Raw genomic sequence first — 22,378 nt, 5'->3', positions numbered from 1 at the left:
CGCGCCGTTTTTCCTATGTGGCGTATTTCTGGGCGGCGGTCGTCTCCGTATCTCCTGACCCCACTTGGTCCGCTTTCATCTGTTTCTTCCGGCGGTCGGCGCTTTTTGGGCGGACGTCATCGGGAGTTTCGAATTTTTTCGAGCAGCGGGTGTTCCGCCGCATTCATCAATGGTATTTCATTGGGGTCGGTAATTTCGTTCATCGGAGAGGACTCCATGAGAACCTTGAAGATCTTTCTCGGTATGGCTTCGGCCTTATTGCTCGGCCTGACATTAGCCACCCCGGCACATGCCGCGGGCGGCAAGTACGTGGCGCTCGGCGACTCCTACACCGTGGGCGTCGGCACGCGGACGTACGACAACCCCGACGACGCGTGCCGCAGGGGGCCGCTCTCGTACACCCGGCTGTGGGCGGCCCAGCACCCGAGCTACTCCTTCGTCGAGGCGGCCTGCTCCGGTGACACCACCACGGAGCTGCTGGCCAACCAGGTGCCCCGGGTGACGGCGGACACCACCCTGGTGACCGTCCAGATCGGCGGCAACGACGTCGGCTTCGTCGAGGTGCTGAAGAACTGCATCCTCACCATCGACGACAAGGACTGCATCGAGGGCGTCGAGGCCGCCAAGGCCGCCGCGACCGGGTATCTTCCGGGCCGGCTCCAGCAGGTCTACTCCGCGATCCGGGCCCGCGCCCCCCAGGCCCGGGTCGTCGCCGTGGGCTACCCGCGCCTCTACACCATCGGTGGCAACTGCGGCATCTTCGGGCTGAGCGACAAGGAGCGCGCGGCGCTCAACTCGGCGGCCGACACCCTGGCCGGGGTGCAGTCGGCGGCCGCCTCCGCCGCCGGACTCACCTACCTCGACCCGCGGGCCGCGTTCGACCCCCACACCCTCTGCTCGGGCGGCTCGGAATGGGTCACGAGCCTGGAGTGGAGCAAGCTCAACGAGTCCTACCACCCGAATGCGGCCGGTCACCGCGACGGATATCTCGCCCAGCTCAACAGCATTACCGGCTGAACCGGCCGGCAGTAATTGTCCCGGACGGAGGTCCCGAAAAGGCATGGGGAATTCCGCACCCGCGAAAAAGGGAAAGGAATTCCTGGAACCTCTGTCGGGGAAAGGTGGGGACGAGGGCGTTCGGCCGGAAAGTCGGGCGCCCTCGTCCCGGCCCGGGAAACGTGGGGAACGACGCCCCGGAAATGATTGTTCAGCCGGTGGGGCCGCTCCGTTCCGCTCCCGCGGGCAAGTGCCCGCCGGGGCCGTCGGCGTTCGTATCCGCCAGGGACGACGGGTCCTCCACCTCCGGCACCAGCATCTGACTGGCCGCCAGCTCGCGGTACAGACCGTCGGAGGCGACCAGCTCCGGGTGGCTGCCGCAGGCCCGCACCAGCCCGTGTTCGAGGACCACGATCTGGTCCGCCTCCGTGACCGTGGAGAGCCGGTGCGCGATCAGGATCACCGTGCAGCGCCGCGCGGCCTGGTCGACGGCGTCCCGCAGGGCCCGCTCGTTGTTCGCGTCGAGCTGTGCCGTGGCCTCGTCGAGCAGCAGCACCTCCGGGCGGCGCAGCAGGGCGCGCGCGATGGCCAGGCGCTGGCGTTCCCCGCCGGACAGTGTGACGCCGCGGTTGCCGACCTCGGTGCGCAGTCCCTCGGGCAGCCGGGCGATCAGCGAGTCGAGTCGAGTCAGCCGCAGCACCTCGGCGATGTCCTCGGCGGTCACGTCCTGCGCCGCGTACCGCAGGTTGTCCTCCACGGTGCCGGCCATCACGGGCGACTCCTGCTCCACGTACGCGATGCGGCGGCGCACCTCGGCGCGCGGCAGCGTCGCGATGTCCACGCCGTCGATCCGGATGGCGCCGGAATCGAGTTCGTGGAAGCGCTGGAGCAACGCGAACAGGGTGGTCTTGCCCGCCCCCGACAGACCCACCAGCGCGGTCCGGGTGCCGCCGGGCACCGTGCAGGAGATGCCCCGCAGGGCGGGCTCGCGGCCCGGGTAGGAGAACCGGACGTCGTCGAACTCCACCGGGGGAGCGCCGCCCTCCGCGGGCGCGCCGGCGGGCGGCACGTCCACGTCGTCCTCGGCGGGCATGTGGCGCACCTGCTCGATGCGGCCGATCGCGCCCAGCCCCTGCTGGAGCGTGCTGAGCCCCGCGACCAGCGAGCCGATCGGACTGGCCAGGTAGAACACGTACAGCAGGAAGGCGATCAGGGCGGAGACCGCGAGGCCGCCGGAAGCCACCAGGGCGCCTCCGACCCCGAGCACGGCGAGGAACGCCGCCTGGATGGACACCCCGGACAGCACCTTCACCCAGGCCACGTAACGGGCCCCGGTCAGCCCGGCGCGGTAGGCCTCCTCGACGGCGGCCTCGGCGCGCAGGGTCTCACGGCCCTCGGCGCCGTTGGCCTTGACGGTGCGGTACGCGCCCAGCGTGCGGTCGAGGGTCGCCCCGATCGCCCCGACCGACTCCTGGGCCCGCGCCACCGCCTTCCGGATGTGCGGCAGGATCAGCCCCATCACCACGGCCACGGCCACCATGACGGCGGCGGTCACCCCCAGCAGACCCGGATGCACCACACCCATCAGGACGATGGCGCCGAGGATGCTCAGGACGCCGTTGGCGACCATCACCATGCCCTCGGTGGCGGCGTTCTGCACCAGGACGCTGTCGGAGGTGACGCGCGCGATCAGGTCGCCCGGCGAGCGGTGCTCCAACTCGGGTACCCGCAACCGGATCAGACGGTGCACCAGTTCGGTGCGGATCTGCCGGACCACGCGTTCGGAGGTGCGCTGCTGCCACCAGGACTGGAGTCCGGTGAGCGCGGCGCCGAGGACGACCAGCGCGGCGAGCAGCGCCACCGGGCCCAGGACGCCGCGCCTCTCGCCCAGCCCGTCCAGGACGTGCTGGGCGACCAGGGGCTGGACGAGCCCCGAGGCGCTGGCGGCGAGCACCATCAGGAGGGTGGCGCCGAGCACCGCGCGGTGCGGACGGGCGTAGCGCAGCAGGATCCGCAGCGGCGACGCCGCGGGAACCGTGCCGGGCGGTGCCGTGCCGGGCGGTGCCGGGGCGGTGGCGGGAACCTCGTCCCGTACGGGGTGTGTCATGGGAAACCCATCGAGGAAGGAGAGCGGGGCGGGCCGTCGGCCCGGTGGTGCTCCGTGCGGTTCGTGCGTGTTCGGGGCGGTGCGGGTGTGCTTTCGGGGCGCGGGACGCGGCCGGTCCCGTGTTCCGCGCGGCGCGGACCGGCCCGGACCGTGCCGCGCGGCCGTTGTCCGGTACGGGGCGGCCCCGTGCCCCGTGAGCGTACGCACCGGACGGCACTTCCCGGCCGGGCCCGATCCTGTCCGACCCGACCCGGAACGACCCGGACCGGCCGAAAGGTCCTAACCGTGTACGGGTGTGCCGGCCGCGACGTGTTCCACGAGGTCGGCCGCGGCCCGCCGGCCGCCGGCCGCCCGCAGGGAGCGGCCGATGGCGCGGGCCGCGGTGCGGTGCCCCCCGGTGTCGTCCAGCACGGTCTCCAGCGCCGTCCGCAGCCGGGCCGCGTCGACCCGCCCGAAACGGACCCGGACGCCGGCGCCCGCCGTGACGACCTGCTCGGTGACGATCGGCTGATCGTCCCGGATCGGTGCCAGGACCAGCGGCAGCCCGTGCCACAGCGACTCGCAGACGGTGTTGTGCCCGCCGTGCGACACCACCGCGGAGGCCCGCGCCAGCAGGTCGAGCTGCGGCACGTACTCCCGTACGAGGATGCCGTCCGGGACATCCTCCAGCAGGCCCCCGGGGTCGACGACCACGCCCTGGACCCGGTCGCGGAGCGAGTCCAGGGCGGTGACCGCTTCCCTCAGGAAACGGCCCCCGGCGTCGGTGTTGGCGGTGCCCAGCGAGACCAGCACCAGTTCGCGGTCCCCGTCCAGCGCCTCCCAGGGGAAGCCGCCGTCGCCGGGGCGCGGCGCGATGACCGGGCCGACCAGCCGGACCCGGTCGTGCGGCAGCGGCGCGTCACCGATCAGCTCGCGCCCGGTGAAGGCCACCACCCCGTACGGGGAGAACCGCGGGTCGCCCTCGGCGCGGGGATCCCCGATGCGGTGGCGCAGCCCGTTCATCAGCTCCCGCAGCCACGCACCGATCTTCGGGAACGCGGCGAGCGGATCGACGAGTTCGGCCGAGGTGCTGGCCGAGGTGACGTGCACGACGCCCCGCCGCTCCGCGGTGAGCGAGCCGGCCAGCGTGTGCTGGTCGGTGAGGACGAGGTCGGGCCGGAAGTCCTCGACGGCGGCGTCCACCCCTGGGGCCATGGCGTCGGCCAGGGGGACGAAGAAGTTCTCCCACAGGAACCGGAACGCGGCCGGGCCGGTCAGCCCCGGGGGCCGGACCATGTGCTCGTCGCGCGGCATCGGGCAGTCGTAGATCCGGGCGCCCCCGCCCACGAGTCGTCCGAGCTGCTCGGCGTTCCCGCACCAGGCGACGTCGTGCCCGCGCCCGGCCAGCTCGTCGGCAACCCCGACCAGCGGGTTGGTGTGACCGACCAGCGGCGGTACGACCAGCAGGAAACGCGTCACCGCAACGCTCCCGCCGGGGTGTGCTCGGCGATCCATTCCAGGACGAGATCGCGGGTGACGGCGGGCTGTTCGACCAGGACCGAATGGCCCTGCTCCGGCAGGATCACCGTGCGGCAGCCGGCCACCCGCTTCTCCAGGTCCGGCGCCTGGGCGCTGAGCCCCGACTCGTCGCCGAAGACGGCGAGCAGCGGGCAGGTCAGCGCGGACAGGTCGTCGTCGATGGTCCGGCTCAGCGGCACGTCCTCGGCGAGCGTCGTCGTCCGCAGGATCCGGCCGGCGTTGCGGGACAACCGGGCGGTGTGCGCGCCGTGGTGGGCGGCGATCCAGCTGAGGGACTCCTCCAGCACCAGGTGCGTCCTGGCGTCCGCGAGCCCCGCCGCCATGTGCTCGTTCCACAGGGCGACCGGCGGCTCGGACTCGATCATCGTGATCGTGGCCACCCGGTCCGGGTACCAGGCGGCGAAACCGGCGGCCACCGTCCCGCCGAAGGAATTGCCGACCAGGTGCACCCGGCCGGTGATCTCCAGGCCGTCCAGCAGCGCCGCCAGGTCGTCGACGAACGCCTCCAGCCGGTAGCCGGTGCGCGGCCGGTCGCTGCGCCCGTGGCCGCGCAGGTCGTACATGACGACGTCGTGCCCGGCGGCGGCGAAGGCGGGGCCGAGCGTGAAGTAGTAACTGGCGAGGCTGTCGGTCAGCAGCCCGTGCACGAAGACGACGACCTGGGGCTCACCGCCGTGGGCGGGCGCGGCCGTGGCCGGTAAGCGCTGCACATGGGTGACGATCTCGCCGGTACGGATCTTGGACATGGGGGGTCGGGCCCTTTCGTGGGTGGCGGCGGGCACCCGGGAGGTGCGCCTGCCGCGGGGACGGCCGAACGGGTGCTTGACGGGGCGATCACACGGAGGGGGAGGCGCCCCGGCTTACGGAGCGGACCGGTTCACAGAGCGGACTGGTCACGGAGCGGACCGGTTCATGGAGCGGACCGGTTCATGGAGCGGGCCGGCGCATGAAGTACCCCGGCTCATGAACCGGACCGGCTCAGGGAGTGTCCCGGTTCATGAAGCGGCCCGAAGCGATTCCGTCACGTAGTCGACGAGCTGCCCCACTGTCAGGGCGATGATCTCGTCGAGTTCCAGATCGGCGACGAACAGGGCCACGTTGACCTTCTCGCCGTAGTGCTCGCGCAGCGAACCGGCGAGCGTGACCAGGTCGATGCTCTCCAGTTCGAGGTCGTCGTGGAACGTGGTCTCCCGGTCGATCTCGACGTCGTCCAATCCCTCCTCGGCCAGCAGGTCGCGGAGCATGCCCGCGATGTCGGCGAGGGTCCTCTCCCACAGTTCGTCCCCCGGAAGGGTGGCCGTCGTGGAGGGCCGCCCGATTGCTTCAGTGCTCATCCTGGATTCCTGTCGTTTTGTCGTCCGCCGTCCAGGCGACGACGTACCGCCGCCCGTCCGGCTCCCGTGCACCGCCGGTCATTTCGGTGCTCTTCACCTCGTAGGTCACGCCCTCGGCCACGACCTCCAGCCGTTCGGAGGTCGCGGACACCACCCGGAAGTCGGCGGGTCGGCCCCGCAGCCCGGTCCCGAGCCGCTTGGAGACCGCTTCCTTGGCCGTCCAGAACCGGGTGAACCAGACCGCCCCGCCCTCCCCGTCCGCCGCCACCAGCCCGTCGAGAAGGGCCAGTTCCGCTGGATCGCAGGAGGCCGTCACGGTGCCCCGCGGGCGGTCGACGACCTCCTCGACGTCGATCCCGCAGGGCCCCCGGCGGGCGACGGCCACACCGATGTCCCCGCAGTGCGCGAGCGACACGACCAGGCCCTCGCCCAGCTCGCACCCGTACACCCCGCGGACCAGTGGCCGGCCGGACGCGGCGTTGTGCACGGCCAGCTCCGCCGGATAGATGTCGCCGCGGCCCTCCTGCCACAACAGGGTGCGCACCGCGTCCTTGGCGGCGATCCGGCCGAGCAGCCAGCGGCGGCGGACCATGGGCTTCAGCCCGTCGTACACCTCGCGTTCCGCGCCGCCCAGCATGTTGCGCATCACCAGCTCGCGGGTGGCCAGGTCGGGCCAGCGCTCGTGGACCGACAGCCAGCCGCCGGGGCGCGGCTCGGAGAGGGTGTTGCGGCCGGGGAAGCGGTCGACCGCGCGCATCGTCGCGTCGTTGTCGAAACGCCGGTCCTGCCAGCCGGTGAACTCGGCCCACACCCGGCCCTCGTGACTGAGCTGCATGTCGGCGGTCAGCGTCGATCCGGTCACATCGGTGATGCGGATGGCGCAGGTCAGCCGGGTGCCGGGGGCGGGATGGGGGCCGAAGAAACGGATCCGTTCCATGGCCACGGGGAAGACCGTGGTGCGCTCGTCGAGCTTCGACATGATCCAGTAGCCGAGCAGCTGACCCACGTTGTCCAGCAGCGCGCCGGGGGCCTCGGGAGTGGTCAGCACCCCCCGTACGTAGTGGTCGGCCTCGGCCGTCAGTTCGCTCACCCCCTGGAAGCGGGGGCCGTGGAACATCCACCGGTCCGTGTACAGCTGTTCCGCGCGCAGCTCGGGCCGCCGCTCCGCGGCCGGGTCGGTGGGCCACACGGCCGGGGCGGCGGTGTACTGCGGGGCCAGCTCGACGACCGCCCGGGAGTAGGCGCTCAGGGCCACCTCGACCCGGTCCGGCGCCACGTCCCGCACCTCCACCGGCACCCGCACCGACGGGATCGCGGCGATCCACTTCAGCAGCCGCACGTCGTGGACGGCGACCGCGCGCGTCCCGGGGCGGGCCCGTTCGGCGAACTCCATGAGGTGGGTGATGACCGTGGTGGCGGGCACCACGGGCCAGCGGTCCCCCTCGTCGGGCCAGCCGGGACGCTGCCGGAAGAAGCAGTGGTCCAGCAGGTAGGGCATCTCGGCCACGTCCACCCGCAGCACCTGTTCCGCCCCGGCCGGACGAACCGAAGGTGTCGGACGTGTTGGGGGTGCCGGACGTGCCGGAGGGGTTGAGGGAGCCGGAGAAGTCGGGGGAGCCGGGACCCCGGCGGACGGCGGGGGACCCGCGGGGCGCCGGACCGGCGCCCCGCGCCCCGGCCGGGCGGCGGGGGCGCGACGGGCGAGAGCGCGGGCACCGATGAGTTCTCTGGCCACCGACGCGGTGTCGTCGAGCAGCGCGGACAGTTCGGCGCTCAGCGGGTCGCCCGGCGTACCGGGAACCGGCGCGGCGACACCGGCCCCGAGACCGGCCCCGAGACCGGCACCGAGACCGGCCCCGGAGGTCCGGGCGAGCAGGCCGTGTTCCCGCGCGGGCAGCGACACCAGCGCCCCGCCGAGGTCCAGCCGCACCCCCGGACGGCCGGGGCGCGCGGCGCGCACCGCCACCGGGGCACCGGCCCCGGCCGTGCCGGGAGCGAGCAGCGGGGTGACGTCGGGGGCGGCCCCCTCCGTCCACAGCGCGGTCACCACCCGGCGCAGCTGCGCCAGGCTGTCGTGTGAGGTGGAGTGCGCGGAGACGACCAGCCGGTCCCGCCCGGCGAGGGTGTCGTCGATGAGCGAGCCGAGCTGGCCCGCGCCGAGCTGCACGAAGGCCCGGAACCCGGCCTCGTGCAGTGCGAGCACCGTCTGCCGGAAGCGGACGGGCTCCAGCAGATGGCGTACGAACAGTTCGCGCACCGCGTCCGCCTCGGCCGGGAAGGGCGCGGCGGTCGTCGCGGACCAGACCGGGGTGGTCTGCGGGTGCAGCGAGTAGCGTTCGGCGGCCGCGCGGATCGGCCCCAGGTACGGTGCGAGCAGCGGGGTGTGGAAACCGGAACGGAAGGGCAGCACCTGGCAGATGACCCCCTGGGAGCGGAAGCGGTGCACGAGCTCGGCCACCGCCTCCTCGGGGCCGCAGATCATCGACTGCTGCGGCGCGTTGTCGTGCGAGAGCACCACGTCCTCGCGGTCCCCGAGCTCCTCCAGCACCCGCTGCGCGGACATGCCCAGCACCCCGAAGGCAACGCCCGGCACGCGCAACGCGTCCGGATCGAAGGCCGAGAGGAACGCGTCGACCTCGTCGGCCGCGTGGATGCCGCCGCAGGCCATCGCCGTCCACTCGCCCACGCTGTGCCCGGCGACGGCGTCCGGGACCACGCCCACCCGGCGCAGCGCGGTGTCCAGCAACCGGCCCAGCTGGAAGACGGCGGTGCCGTGCCGCCCCACGTCACCGACGCGCGCGTCGGAGCCGAAAGTCCAGGAAAGTCCGAAACGGGCGGCCAACTCCTCGACACGCGGGGTGAATTCGGCCTCCAGGCCGGGGAAGACGAACACGGTCCGGCCGCCGGCCCCCAGCACCGGACGTGGAGTGAACCACACGTCGGTACGGCCCCGCCAGGGCACGCCCTTGGCCACGGCCCGGCGGGCCAGCTTCAGCCTGCGCCCGGTCGGGTCGACGATGCCCAGCCGCACCGGACCGCCGCCCGGGGCCCGCTCGTCCCGGCCCGCGGCCAGGACCGAGGCGTCGTCGGCGGCCAGCAGCCCGGCCAGTTCGTCGACCGTGTCGGCGGCCAGCCGCAGCACCCGCTCCGGCTCGCTCACCGTCACCCGGCCCGCCGTCCGGGGCGCGGCCGTAGCCGGCTGCTCCAGCACCACGTGGGCGTTGATGCCGCCGAAGCCGAACGCGTTCACCCCCGCCCGGCGCGGCGCACCGCCCGCCGGGTCCTGCCAGGGGCGCGCCTTCGCCAACGGGGCGAACCGGGTGTCCGCGAGCGCCGGATGCGGGTCCTCGCAGTGCAGCGTCGGAGGCAGCACCCCGTGGTGCACCGCCAGCGCCGCCTTGATCAGACCGGCGATTCCGGCGGCGGGCATCGTGTGCCCGATCATCGACTTCACCGAGCCGATGACCGCCCGCTCGCCCTCCCCGGAAGGGCCGAACACCTCGGCGAGCGTGGCGAGTTCGGCCTTGTCTCCGGCCGGGGTCGCGGTGCCGTGCGCCTCCAGCAGACCGATCGAACCGGCGGCCCGGGGGTCGAGCCCGGCGGCCTGCCACGCCTGGCGCACCGCCCGGACCTGGCCGCCCGGGTCCGGGGCGAGCAGACTGGCCGAACGGCCGTCGCCGGCCACCCCGGTGCCGGTGACCACGGCGTAGATTCGGTCCCCGTCCCGTTCGGCGTCGGCGAGCCGCTTCAGGACGACCACCCCGGTGCCCTCGCCGATCAGCACCCCGTCCGCGCCCTGGTGGAAGGGGCGGATCCGCTCGGAGGGGGAGAGCGCCCCGAGCTGGTTGAAGACGCTCCACAGCGTGATGTCGTGGCAGTGATGCACCCCACCCGCCAGCATCAGGTCGCAGCGCCCGGAGACCAGTTCGCGCACCGCGTGGTCGACCGCGATCAGCGAGGACGCGCACGCCGCGTCGACCGTGTACGCGGGTCCGCGCAGGTCGAGCCGGTTGGCGACCCGGGAGGCCACCAGGTTCGGCACGAGCCCGATCGCGGACTCCGGCTGCTCGGGGCCGAGCTGCTCGGTGAACGCCGCCCGCACCCGCTCCAGCTGGTCGGCGCCGAGCTGCGGGGCGAGCTCGCCCAGCGTCCGGACCAACTGGTGCGCGGTGCGCACCCGTTGGTCCAGGCGGACCAGGCCGGGCGTCAGATAGCCGCCGCGGCCCAGCACGATCCCGGCCCGTTCCCGCGCGGACGGCAGCACATCGGTGCCCCCCGCGTCCTGGAGCGAGCGGTGTGCCACCTCCAGGGCGATCAGCTGGTCCGGCTCGGTGCCCGCCACCGACGACGGCATGATCCCGAACCGGGCCACGTCGAACTCGGCCGTCCGGTCCACGAACCCGCCGCGCCGGCAGTAGATCCGGTCGCTGCGCCGGTCCCCGCCGGTGGCGCCCGGTGCGTAGAAACCGGCGTCCCAGCCGTCGTCCGGCACCTGGGTGATGGCGTCCACCCCGCCGACGATGTTGCGCCAGTAGGCGTCCAGATCGGTGGCGCCCGGGAAGAAGGCGTCCATGCCGACGATGGCGACCGGTGTGCGTGCGCCCACGCCTGTCACCAGCCCGAGGCGGTGTAGACCGTGGCGTGCGTCTCCGGCAGGCCCCAGGCCAGTTCCCGCAGCAGGCTCAGCGGGCCCTCGTCCGGGTCGATCAGCTTGATCCCGCGGGCCGCGTACGAGCGCATCAGTTCGGGGGTCACCATGCCGCCGCCGGTCTCCGCCGCGGCCCAGGGCCCCCAGTGCACGGTGAACCCGCGCCGGCCGGGCCTGGTCCACCGGCGGCCCAGCTCCTCCAGGGCGTCGTTGGCCGCGGCGTAGTCGCACTGGCCGCGGTTGCCCAGGGCCGCCGCGATGCTGCCGAAGAGCACCGCGAAACGGGGCCCGGAGGGCAGCGAGTCCACCGCGTCCAGCACGGCCCTGGCCCCCTGCACCTTGGTGGAGAAGACCCGGTCGAAGGAGACGGCGGTCTTCTCCGCGATCAGCTTGTCCTCGATGACACCGGCCGCGTGGACGACCCCGTCCAGCCGCCCGTACTCCCGGTGCACCTCCTTCACCGTGGTGCTGACGGCCTCGGTGTCCAGCACGTCCACGCAGTGGTACCGGGCGTCGCTGCCCAGCTCCCGCAACTCCCGCAGTGTGTCGCGCACCTCACGGGCCGACAGCAGGGAGTTCAGCCTGCGCTCGATCTCGGCGGGCTGCGTCAGCCCCGTCGCCAGCAGCGCGCGGCGCAACGCGTCGCGCCCCTGCGCGGACGCCGTCGCCGGGTCCTCGGCCTCCGACGGCACCGGGGTGCGGCCCATGAGGACCAGCCGGCAGCGACTGGTGGCGGCCAGTGTCCGGGCGAACCGGGCGGTGATGCCGCGCGCGCCGCCCACCAGCAGCACCACGGCCTCCCGGTCGAGACCGACGGCCTCCGCCTCCGCCACGCCGTCCCCGGCGGGGCCCGCCCCGGTCTCGGCGAGCGCGCCCAGCCCGGTGGGGGTCAGCCGCAGCGCGCGCCGGACCGTTCTGTCGGTGAGCACGACCGGCTCCCGGTCCGTGGCCGCGGCCTCGACGAACAGGGCGTCGGCGACGGCCCCGGCGTCGGCACCCTCCGCCACCTCCAGCAGGGTCGCGGCGCATTCGGGGTACTCGCGGGAGACCGTACGGAAGAAGCCGCGCAGACCACTGGCCGCGCCCACGGTCCGCCGCTCCACCGCGACCAGCCGGGCGGGGGTCGCCGCGAGCACCTTCTGGAACAGCGGCAGGGCGTCCGGCAGCGGTGGGGTGTCGGCGTCCAGGGCGCCCAGCCAGTACACGGTGCCGGGGATCTCGTCGGGCACGTCGTCGGAGATCACCGGCTCGGCGCCCGCCGCCCGCAGCCGGTCCGCCAGCGCCTCGGCAAGCGCACCGCCGCCGAGCAGCAGCACCCGGGCCCCGGCCGGCACCGCGGCGGTCACCTCGGGCAGCACCTCCTCGGTGAACTCCAGCCGCACGGGGGCGATGATCTCCGGCTCGACCGCCTCGGGCCGGGCCGGCGCGGGAGCCGACGCAGGAGCCGGTGCGGGGGCCGCCGACCCGGCCCCGGCCTCCGGCGTACCGGCCCCGAGCGCCTCGACGAGGAGACCGGTGAGGGCGGCGGCGGTGCGGGCGGAGCTGAGGCGGTCGAGCCCCTCGGGGGTGTCGGTGGGCAGACCGAGCCGGGTGGCGAGTTCGCCCGCTATCTCGGCGCGCTTGATGGAGTCGACGCTGAGGTCGGCCTCCAGGTCCAGCTCGGGCTCGATCATGTCGACCGGGTAACCGGTGCGGTCCGCGACGACACCGAGGACGGTCTCGAGCACGCTCTCCCGGTCCGTGGCGGGCGCGGGAGCCACGGCCACCGCCTCGGGGGCGGCGGGAGCCGGGAGCGCAGGGGCGGGCTGCGCCGGCTCGTACGCCACGGTCTGCGCGTACACCGGGGCGGTCGGCACCGGGGGCGCCGCCGCGTGGCCGGTGTCCGCCCCGCCCAGATAGCGCAGCAGCACGTCGCGCTGGGCGGCGACCATGTCCCGGCTGCTGCGGAGGAACTCCGCGATCAGGGCGTCGGGGCCGGACAGGGAACCGTTGTTGTGGAAATGATCCGACACGACCGACTCCGATATCTGGGTGGGGGGATGGAGGGCGCCCGACGGGATGGTGCCGTCGGCGCGGCGCAGCAGATGGCCGTCGACCGTCCAGCCCGCGGCGCGCGGCGCGGTGGCGGTCTCGGGGTCGACGGTGTCCCGGCCCTGGACGAGCCGGGCGAGGCGCACGTCGACGCCGAGGACCGCGAGCCGGGCCAGGGCGTCGAGCAGTCCCCGCAGACCGCCCCGGTGGTCGGCGGCCACGGGTACGGTGCGGTGCGGCCGGTCCTTGAGGATCGTGTCCACCAGCCGCGACATCATCCGGCCGGGGCCGACCTCGGCGAAGACCCTGGCCCCCGCCTCGTACATGGCCTCGATCTGCTCGGTGAACCGCACCGGGGCCTCGATCTGCGCGGCCAGCGACGCACGGATGTCCTCGGGCGCGGCCGGATAGCGCGCGGCGGTCCGGTTCGCCCACACGTCGAAGGCGGGCGGATGCAGCGCGACCCGTGCCAGGTGCCCGGCGAAGGCGTCGCCCGCGCCCGACAACACCGGACTGTGGAAGGCGCAGGCCACCTGGAGCCGCTTGGCCGAGCGGCCGGCGTCCCGCAACGCGGCACAGGCCGCCTCCACCGACTCGGTCGGGCCCGAGATGACGGTCTGCCGCGGCGAGTTGTGGTTGGCGGTGACGACGTCGCCGTGCAGGCCGGCCAGCCGCAGCACCTCCTCGATCCGCTCCGCGGAGGCGTTCACGGCCGCCATCGCCCCCGGGTCGCCGCCGTCGACCGCGCCGAGGATCGCCGTGGCGCGCGCGGCGCTCGCCGCCAGCAGGTCCTCCGGCGCGAACACCCCGGCGGCGCCCAGGGCCGCCAGCTCGCCGTAGCTGTGCCCCGCCGCCATCGCGGGCCGCACCCCCAGGCTGCCGAGCAGATCGGCCGCGGCCAGCTCCACGATGCCGAGCGCGGGCTGCGCCACGGCCGTGTCGGTGATCCTGGCCAGCTGCCCGGCCTTCGTGTCCGCGTCGAAGGCGGTGGGCGGATGGAGCGCCCCGGCCCACTCGGCACCGAGGTGGAGGTAGCGGTGCAGCTCGGGGAAGGCGACGAAGAGGTCCGCCAGCATGCCCGGCCGCTGGCTGCCCTGGCCCGGGAAGAGGAACGCCAGCGCCTCGGCGGGGACGGTCCCCGCGCCCTCGTACAGGCCCTCCTGCTCCCGTGCCGCGACGAACACGCCGTCCTCGGGGGCGTGTTCACCGGAGACGGCACGCCCCAGCAGGCCGGGCAGCGCCTCGAGCGATTCGGCCACCACCGCGTACCGGACGGGCTCCCCGTTCAGCGCCGCCCGGTCGGCACGGAGCGCGGCGTGCCGGGCGTGGTCCCGCAGCCGCCAGGTCCCGCCCCGCTCCAGCAGGTCGAGCAGGCGCCGTACGGAACGGGCGGCGGTCTCCTCGTCCCTGCCGCGGAACACGAACAGCTCGGCGGGCCAGCCGTCCAGCGTGTGGGGCGCCGGCGCCTGCTCGTGGGCGCGCAGCACCACGTGGAAGTTGGTGCCGCCGAAACCGAAGGCGCTGACCCCGGCGATCCGCCCGGCCGGCTCCACCGGCCACGGACTGGCCTCGGAGTGGAAGAAGAACGGGCTCGACTCCTTCTCCCAGGCCGGGTTGGGCTCGCGGACATGCAGGGTCGGCGGCCTGATCCCGTGGTGGAGGGCGAGCGCCGTCTTGATCAGACCGGCCATGCCCGCCGCGCACTTGGTGTGCCCGATCTGCGACTTGACCGAACCGACCGCACAACTGCCGGGCAACGCACCGGACTCGGTGAAGAACTTGGTGAGCGTGGTGAGTTCGGTACGGTCGCCGACGACGGTGCCGGTGCCGTGCGCCTCGATGAGGCCGACCTCGGCGGGGGAGACGCCCGCCCCCGTGTACGCCCGCTCCAGCGCCGCGCGCTGGCCCTCGGGGCGGGGCGCGGTCAGCCCCAGGGCCCGGCCGTCGCTCGCGCTGCCCACCCCGTCGATGACGGCGTAGATCCGGTCGCCGTCGCGCTCTGCGTCGGCGAGCCGCTTCAGCGCCACGCAGCCCACGCCCTCGCCGAGCGCGATGCCGTCGGCGGAGCTGTCGAAGGTGGCCGAGCGGCCCGAGGGGGAGAGCGCGTGCACCGAGGAGAACAGCAGGAAGTCGTTGATGCCGTTGTGCAGGTCGGCACCGCCGCACAGCACCAGGTCGCTGGTGCCGCCGACCAGCTCCTTGCAGGCCGCGTCCACCGCGGTCAGCGAGGAGGCGCAGGCGGCGTCCACCGTGTAGTTGGTGCCGCCCAGGTCGAGCCGGTTGGCGATGCGGCCCGCGATGACGTTGGCCAGCATGCCCGGGAAGGAGTCCTCGGTCAGCTTCGGCAACTGCTCGTCGAGACCGGCCGGGACGCTCCCGGTGTACGCGGGCAGCACCGTGCGCAGCGTCGTCGCGTTGGACAGGTCGCTGCCCGCCTCCGCCCCGAAGATCACCGAGGTGCGGCGGTGGTCGGTGCCCGGCGCGTCGTACCCGGCGTCCACCAGCGTCCGGCGGGCCGCCTCGAGCGCCAGCAGCTGCACCGGTTCGATGCTGGTGAGCGAGGCCGGCGGGATGCCGTACACCAGCGGGTCGAAGGGGATCTCGGGCAGGAAACCGCCCCAGCGGGACGGGGTGCGTTCGCCGTCGCCGTCCGGCGCGTAGTACACCTCCGGGTCCCAGCGGTCCGCCGGGACCTCCGACACGCAGTCCTCGCCGGACAGGACGTTGGCCCAGAACTCGGTCAGATCGGCCGCGCCCGGGAACATGCCGGCCATGCCGATCACCGCGATCCGCAGCGGCGCGGGCTCCTCGGCGGGCGCGTCGGGAACGGTGGAGCGCTCCCGCAGCAGACGGTTCGCGCCCTCGGTCACCGAGGCGTGCAGGGCCGCCACGTCGGTCGTGCCGTGCCGCAGCACCACCACCTCGCCGGCCATGAACATGCCCTCGTGCGCCTGGCGGTCCTCGTTCACCGTCAGCAGTTCGTCGCCGACCCGCTCGATGCCCTTGGACGCCAGCCGCAGCCGGCCCACGTTGAACCGCTCCAGCTGCTCCCAGGCCTCCCGGTCGGGCACCCCCTGCTCGCGCAGCCCGTTCTTGAGGGCCGCGAAGTCCCGGGTGATCGCGGAGTGCGCGCAGCGGGTGGCGTGCCCGGGAGCCGTCTCCAGCAGGTCGGTGCGGTCCGCGGCGATCACCTGGCGCTGGTACAGCGGCTGGATCGCCCCGGCGGTCACGGCCTCCTCGGTGAACAGGTACGCCGTGCCCATCAGCACGCCGAAGCCCACCCCGGCCCGGGTCAGCGGGGCGGCCAGGGCCGCCGCCATCGCCGCCGACCGCTCGTCGTGGATGCCGCCCGCGAAGAGCACGGTCAGCTCCTGCGCGCCCCGTCCGCCGGACTCGGCCAGGAAGTCGAGCAGCACCTCGGTCTGCGCCTGCCACAGCGGGAAGCTGCCGCGCGGGCCCACGTGACCGCCGCACTCCGAGCCCTCGAAGATGAACCGGCGCGCCCCGGCCGCCAGGAACTGCCGCAACAGCCCCGGCGACGGCACGTGCAGGAAGGTGGTGATGCCCTCGGCCTCCAGGGCGGCGGCCTGCGCGGGCCTGCCGCCCGCGATGATCGCGTGCGAGGGCCGCAGCTCACGGACCACTTCCAGCTGGGCGTCCTTCACGGCGTCGTCCGCGAAGCCCAGGATGCCGACGCCCCAGGCGGCGCCCCCGAGCAGGGAGCGGGTCTCCTCCAGCATGGCGCGGGTGCGCTCGGGCCCCGCCAACGCCAGTGCCAGGAACGGCAGTCCGCCCCCTGCCGCCACGGCCGCGGCGAACGCCGGCTGGTCGCTGACCCGGGTCATCGGGCCCTGGGCGACGGGCAGGTCCGTGCCGAGCGTCCGGGCACCGGGCGAGCCCGCGGCCAGCGCGGCGCCGGGGGAGCCGTCGGCCAGCGCCTCGGCCACGGCGCCGCGGACCGCCCGCAGCGCCCGGGAGACAGTGGCGTAGCGTCCGGCGAACGACCCGGCCAGGTAGGCGTCCTGCCCGACCGGCAGGAACTGGCTGCGCAGATCGTCCGAGCCGATGCGGGAGGCGAACTCGTCCGGATCGTCGGGGAGTCGGGGAGCCCCCGGCCCCCGGCGGCGCAGCACGCGCCGACCGTGGTGCACCACGGTCTCGGAGCCGTCGAGTCCGCGCAGGGCGTCCGCGATCCCGGCGGGCAGCTCGGCCTCGTCGAACAGCGCCAGCTGCGTGTCGAGCACCACCCCGGCCGCGCCCCCCGCGACGGCCGCCGCCGCACTGTGCGGCCCGATGCCCCCGCAGGCCCACACGGGAAGCCCCAAGGCCCCGTCGGCCAGGACCTGTTGCAGGAGGATGAACGTGCTCAGTTCGCCGACCCTGCCGCCCCCCTCGTGGCCCCGCACCACCAGGCCGTGCGCACCGGCCCGGGCCGCCTCGTGGGCTCCGGCCAGATCGGTGACCTCCACCAGGACCCGGCGGCCGGGGAAGTCGGCGGGGTGGCGGGCGGAATCGGCCAGCAGGACGGTGCCCACGCCCTCGGGGAGCGAGTCGGCGGTGTCGCCGTCCGGCAGTACGCAGCCGGGGCGGAGCCGTACGCCGAACGGTGCCCGGGTCCATCGGTCCGTACGGGCCAGTAACTCCCCGGCCCCGCGCGCGTCCCCCGTGGGCAGCTCCAGTACACCGAGCGCACCCGCCCGGGCCGCCGCCGCGGTCAGCCGGGGGGAGGGGCGGTGGAGCGGATTCACCGCGATGACCAGGTCCGGCGCCGACGGCACGGAGGGCGCGCCGGATAACGGCATCGACATGAAGTCTCCTGATTCGAGGGTCCGTTGGGCGTGATCTGCGGTAGTTAACTGGTGGGGCTCTGTGCGGTCAACAGGTCCCGTTGCTCCGTCCGGCCGCCGATGTCTACGCGCGTTAAGCGGGTGTGAACCGCAAAGACCCCGAGGTGCGGCAATCCGGACCTCCTCGCGCGGGTGTGCACCGGCCGTCACCTGCAAGTCATGGCCATGACACGTGTATGACGTGTGTTCGAGCGGCGCGAAAAGGTCGATGTGTCGAAGATCACAGTGTCTCGGAGGGGGCTGAAGCCCTCACGGAGCGTGGCTGCACGGTTCCAGGCGCCGGACCCGAGCGCGCTGTGCCGCAGAGGCGCCCGCGACCGACGGTACGCGGCCCGGTCGTGCCGTCCGCCCATCGCCCGGACCGGTTGGCGGCCCCGGTGCTGCCCGCCCCGTTTTCCCGTCCGGTTTGCCGTGGCCGGCCCCCGCCCCGAAGATCCCGTCGATTGACCGGCTTGAAATCGCTCCTCCGGCCCGCGCCCGTACCCCGTGCCGTGACATGTATTCAGCCACTTCGGCCACGGCGACGACACGGGTCCGTTCCTCGGCATCCCGCGCGAAGGACCGGAAAACCCCTCCGGCGGTTCTCCCGCGCGGCCGAACGGGAAACGGTACGCGCGGGCCTTCACGCCCCCTGCCGCCGGACAATGACGGTCCCGGACCCCACGGACCGGGGGAGAAGGATGCGGCCACGACCGGGTGCGGGCGGACGGGTTACGGGGCGAACGGACCGGCGGCAGGCCCGGCGACTTCGCGCCACTCTTCATGACACCGGGAAGACGGGGGTTCCGCCTGCGCGGCGGCGCTCCAGCGGGCGATTTCCTTTCGGTGGGAGCCGGTACGGGTCGCCCCGGCGACGGCGGCTTCCGCTCCCGCGGCTGTCACGTCGGCACAGGCGCGGCGGGTGAGCAGGACGAGGGGCCAGACGGGTTCGTGGGGCCCGGCGCCGTCGAAGGGGCACCAGTCCCACGGGCCGTCGAAGCGCCAGGCCCGGCCGGTGCTGTCGGCGACCTCGTCACCGGGTTCCAGGAAGGCGTACGGGCGGAGGACCGGAGCGAAGGAGACCGGGATGTCGTCGTCGGGGTCGAAGCTCTCCCCCTGTTCTTCCAGGCGGGAGTCGTACGAGCGGCCCGCGGGCAGGACGACCACCAGCCGGCTGGGGCGCGGCAGCCGGCCGGTCTCCTGGGGCGGGTCGTAGTGGGCGACGTCGATGACGTGGACGAGGGTCGGAGGGATGCCGACGCGGCACGTGTCGCCGGTGGTGAGCAGGTGAGGTGCCGGGTCGGTGCGGAACAGCCCCCGGCCCCCCGCGTCCGGCCCCGTACCGCCGTCGACGACCACCGCGCCGTTCCAGCGGAACCACGAGCAGTCCGGGTCGGGCGACCACCAGGGCCACCGGAGGGTCACCTCTCCGTCCGGCCGCCACCCCTCCGCGACCAGGGCCTTGGTGAACGGGCACGAGATCCTGACGACGTCGCCCACCCGCAGATCTCTCCCGGGCCCCGGCCCCCATGCCTGAAGTGATGCCATGAGAGGCGACCGTACCGTGCGGGTGCGACCACCGGACCGGTCGCGGTGCCCGGTCCTGCCGGACCGGGCCCGGCGTCCTCATGTCCGGTCGGCGGGCGGGGCCGGGAGGGGAGGCTCAGACCGGCTTGCGCCACACGGAGACGTGCTTCGTGGAGTCCTGGGTGAACGGCGCCCCGTCCCAGTCCGCGACGCGCCGCTCCGGTTCGAGCCCCGCGAGCCGGGCCATCAGGTCGAGCTCCGCCGGCCACGCGTACCGGTGCCGGGAGACGTCGCGGCGGTAGCGGTCGTCGTCGCCGTCACGGGTGAGGTGGTGCGAGAGGAGGATCTGCTCGACCAGGTCGAAGGTGTCGAAGCCGAGATGGTGCTCGGAGACGTCGAACGGCACCGCGACCTGTCCGGGCGGCAGGAACCGCAACGGCGGCACGCCCAGCTCGATGACGAAACGGCCGCCGGGCGCCAGATGGCGCCCGGCGTTGCGGAAGCACTCGACCTGCTCGTCCTGCGTGAGCAGGTTCGTGATGGTGTTGTAGACGAGGTAGACCAGGGCGAACTCGCCGGGCACGGTGGTGGTGGCCATGTCCCCGATGGCGACCGGGAGCGTGTCCTCGTCGACCTTGCGCCGCAGGACCGCGGCCATGTGCTCGGACAGTTCGATGCCCACCACGGGCACACCGCGTTCCCGAAGCGGGACGCCCACCCGTCCGGTTCCGATGGCGAACTCCAACGCCCGGCCGTCCCCGGCGAGTTCGGCGAGGAAGTCGAGGGTCGGTCCGAGAACGGCGGCCGAGGACATCTCCTTCTCCTCGGCGTCGTAGCGGTCGGCGGTCGCACGGGTCCACATCTCACTGCTCGTCATGGTCGGCCACTCTGCCGGGCCCGACAGACGCTGTCGACGCGATTACACCGTTTCCCGCCCCACGTCTCTCGCCCGGGATGCGGTTTCCCTTCCCCTCCCCGCTCCCGTCAGCGCAGCGCCCCGGGCAGCTCCTCCCGGTGGACGATGCCCAGGCGCTGGGTGGCGCGGGTCAGGGCCACGTACAGGTCGCTGGTCCCGAATCGGGCGGGCTCCACGACCAGCACGTGGTCGAATTCGAGCCCCTTGGCCTGGCGCGGGCCGAGCAGTACCACCGGCCGGGTCAGATCCGGCTCGGCCCCGGCCGTGATCCCGTCCAGCGGGGCCGCGATCTCCTCGTGGAGCTCCCGCGGCGCGATCACCGCGAGGCGCCCCTCCCCGGGCGTCAGCTCCGCGGCAGCCCGTGCCACGGCACCCGCCAGGTCCTCCCCGGCGTGCCGGGTCCACGGCGCCTCGCCGGTGGACCGCACCGAGCCGGGCGGCCGGAAGTCGGGGTGCTCTGCCCGTACGACCCCGGCGGCCAGCTCCATGATCTCGGCGGGCGTGCGGTAGTTGACCCCGAGCCGGACGTGCTCGAAGCGGTCACCGACGTACGGTTCCAGGATCTTCTCCCACGAACCGACGCCGGCCTCCTCGGAGGTCTGCGCCGGGTCGCCGACCAGGGTCATCGAACGGGTCGGCGAACGGCGCATCAGCAGCCGCCACATCATCGGCGACAGCTCCTGCGCCTCGTCGACGATGATGTGTCCGAACGCCCAGGACCGGTCCGCGGCGGCGCGTTCGGCCGCACTGCGGTGGTCGGCCTCCTCGTGCCGCTCCGCCATCCGCTCGGCGTCGACGATGTCGTGGGCGGCGAGGACCTCGGACTCCTCGTCCTCGAACTCGTACGTCTCCGAACCCCGCGAAAGCTCCAGCACGCCCTGCGCGTACGCGATCCGCTCCTGGCGCTCGGCCTCGGCGGCGGCCCGTTCGGCGCTGTCGTCGACCCCGAGGAGCTCCGCCGCCTCGTCGAGCAGCGGAACGTCCGCGGGGGTCCACGCCCCGTCGCCGGGTGTGCGCCGGACGGCTCCGGCGTCCTCGTCCGGGATGTGCACGGGATCGGACAGGTAGTCGGCGAGGAACCCCTCCGGGGTGAGGGCCGGCCACAGCTCCTCGATGACGGAGTGCACCTCCCGGCTGGCCGCGACCCCCTTGCCGAGCTGGGCGATGTCGTCGGGGCCGAGGAAGTTGGGACCGCCGTACGGGTCGGCGCCGATCCGCTCGGCGAGCTGCGCGGTGAGGGCGTCGATGATCCGGAAGGCGAAGTGCGGGCGGGCGAGGTTGTGCGGCAGCCGGGTGTCCCGGGCCGCCTGCCGGGCCTCGCGGGCGGTCTCCCGGTCGAGCACGAGGTCCCCGTCGTCGTGCGGGACGACCAGCGGCGCGCCGGGTTCGGGCAGTCGCTGCCGGTCGCGGACGGCGAGGGCGAGCGCCCGGGCCATCCCCGCCCCGCCCTTGACCGCGGCGGCGCGGGGCGTGTCGGTGCCGTCGGCGCGCACCCCGGGGAAGAGTTCGGCCTGCGTGGCGAGCAGGACGCCGGTCTCGCCGAGGGCGGGCAGCACCTCGCCGATGTAGTGCAGGAAGGCGGGGTTGGGGCCCACGATCAGGACGGCGCGCCGGGCGAGCAGCTCGCGGTGCTCGTACAGCAGGAAGGCCGCCCGGTGCAGCGCCACCGCCGTCTTTCCGGTGCCGGGGCCGCCCTCGACGACGAGGACCCCGCGGTGCGGGGCGCGGATGATGCGGTCCTGCTCCGCCTGGATGGTCCGCACGATGTCGCCCATGCGGCCGGTGCGGGCGGAGTTCACGGCGGCGAGCAGCACGGCGTCGCCGCTCGGGTCCTCGAAGCCGGTGCGTTCCCGGTCCCGGAGGTCGAGGATCTCGTCGTGCAGTTCGGTGACGGTGCGGTTCCTGGAGGTGATGTGCCGGCGCCGGCGCAATCCCATGGGCGTGTGACCGGTGGCGAGATAGAAGGGCCGGGCGACCGGTGCGCGCCAGTCGATCAGCAGCGGAGTGCGTTCGGCGTCGTCCTCGCGGATTCCGACCCGGCCGATATGGCGCGCGGTGCCGTCGCGGAAATCGATGCGGCCGAAACACAGCGAGCCGTCCACCGCGTTCAGGGCGGCCAGCAGACCTGAACGTTCGGCGACGAGCACATCGCGTTCGAGACGGGCCTGCAAGCCGTTCCCCACCGGTGTCAGCGCGTCCTCGACGCCCTGGGCGGTGATCCCGCGCAGGACGTCGACGCGGTCGTGGAGCCGGTCGACGAATTCCTGTTCCTTCTGCAATTCGGTGCTTTCCCGATTTGACAAAATGGCTCCCTGTCGGATACGCTGTTTCTTAGTGACCCCCATTGTGGGGCTTTTTCTGTGGGCACACAGAAACACTCAATATACCCGGGAAAATCCCCGGACCGCAATTGCGGTCCGGGGATTTCTCATGCCCTCGGCATGGGTCTCGGTCTCATGCGGTCCTGGTTGATGA

10 protein-coding genes are annotated in these 22,378 nt (G+C 73.7%); 1 reads left to right on the top strand and 9 read right to left on the bottom strand.

Features of this window, described 5'->3' with window-relative positions:
• Positions 1-243: 243 nt before the first annotated feature.
• The gene (locus tag OCT49_RS03150; protein ID WP_283850368.1) at positions 244-1,017 is read left to right on the top strand and encodes an SGNH/GDSL hydrolase family protein; all 774 of its coding nucleotides are present in this window, start codon (positions 244-246) and stop codon (positions 1,015-1,017) included.
• Positions 1,018-1,207: 190 nt separating this feature from the next.
• Here OCT49_RS03150 and OCT49_RS03145 read toward each other — a convergent pair whose 3' ends face one another.
• From OCT49_RS03145 to OCT49_RS03105, 9 genes are all read right to left on the bottom strand, one after another.
• Positions 1,208-3,103, bottom strand: a complete 1,896-nt coding sequence (locus tag OCT49_RS03145) for an ABC transporter ATP-binding protein (RefSeq protein ID WP_283850367.1) — start codon at positions 3,101-3,103, stop codon at positions 1,208-1,210.
• Positions 3,104-3,382: 279 nt separating this feature from the next.
• Entirely contained in the window at positions 3,383-4,561 is a 1,179-nt protein-coding gene (locus OCT49_RS03140; RefSeq protein ID WP_283850366.1) for a glycosyltransferase, read from the bottom strand.
• A complete protein-coding gene (locus OCT49_RS03135) occupies positions 4,558-5,367 on the bottom strand; it encodes an alpha/beta fold hydrolase (protein WP_283850365.1) in 810 nt (269 codons plus the stop codon). Before OCT49_RS03135 ends, OCT49_RS03140 begins: the two co-directional genes overlap by 4 nt.
• A gap of 249 nt (positions 5,368-5,616) precedes the next feature.
• Positions 5,617-5,955, bottom strand: coding sequence for an acyl carrier protein (locus OCT49_RS03130; RefSeq protein WP_502963330.1), 339 nt, complete (start codon positions 5,953-5,955; stop codon positions 5,617-5,619).
• Positions 5,945-10,570, bottom strand: a complete 4,626-nt coding sequence (locus OCT49_RS03125) for a type I polyketide synthase (protein ID WP_502963329.1) — start codon at positions 10,568-10,570, stop codon at positions 5,945-5,947. Before OCT49_RS03125 ends, OCT49_RS03130 begins: the two co-directional genes overlap by 11 nt.
• On the bottom strand, positions 10,567-17,442 hold the full coding sequence (locus OCT49_RS03120) for an SDR family NAD(P)-dependent oxidoreductase (RefSeq protein ID WP_502963328.1): 6,876 nt from the start codon (positions 17,440-17,442) through the stop codon (positions 10,567-10,569). Before OCT49_RS03120 ends, OCT49_RS03125 begins: the two co-directional genes overlap by 4 nt.
• A gap of 750 nt (positions 17,443-18,192) precedes the next feature.
• Positions 18,193-19,008, bottom strand: coding sequence for a hypothetical protein (locus tag OCT49_RS03115; RefSeq protein ID WP_283850363.1), 816 nt, complete (start codon positions 19,006-19,008; stop codon positions 18,193-18,195).
• A 115-nt stretch (positions 19,009-19,123) separates the two neighbouring features.
• Positions 19,124-19,864 carry a class I SAM-dependent DNA methyltransferase gene (locus OCT49_RS03110; RefSeq protein WP_283850362.1) on the bottom strand — a complete coding sequence of 247 codons (741 nt, stop codon included), beginning with the start codon at positions 19,862-19,864 and terminating at the stop codon, positions 19,124-19,126.
• Positions 19,865-19,971: 107 nt separating this feature from the next.
• Positions 19,972-22,182 carry a HelD family protein gene (locus OCT49_RS03105; RefSeq protein ID WP_283855650.1) on the bottom strand — a complete coding sequence of 737 codons (2,211 nt, stop codon included), beginning with the start codon at positions 22,180-22,182 and terminating at the stop codon, positions 19,972-19,974.
• Positions 22,183-22,378: the final 196 nt, after the last annotated feature.

Source organism: Streptomyces sp. ML-6 (genome assembly GCF_030116705.1).
Classification (GTDB): domain Bacteria; phylum Actinomycetota; class Actinomycetes; order Streptomycetales; family Streptomycetaceae; genus Streptomyces.
The sequence above is the reverse complement of the archived record's forward strand: the minus strand, read 5'-3'. Positions and strand labels throughout refer to the sequence as shown.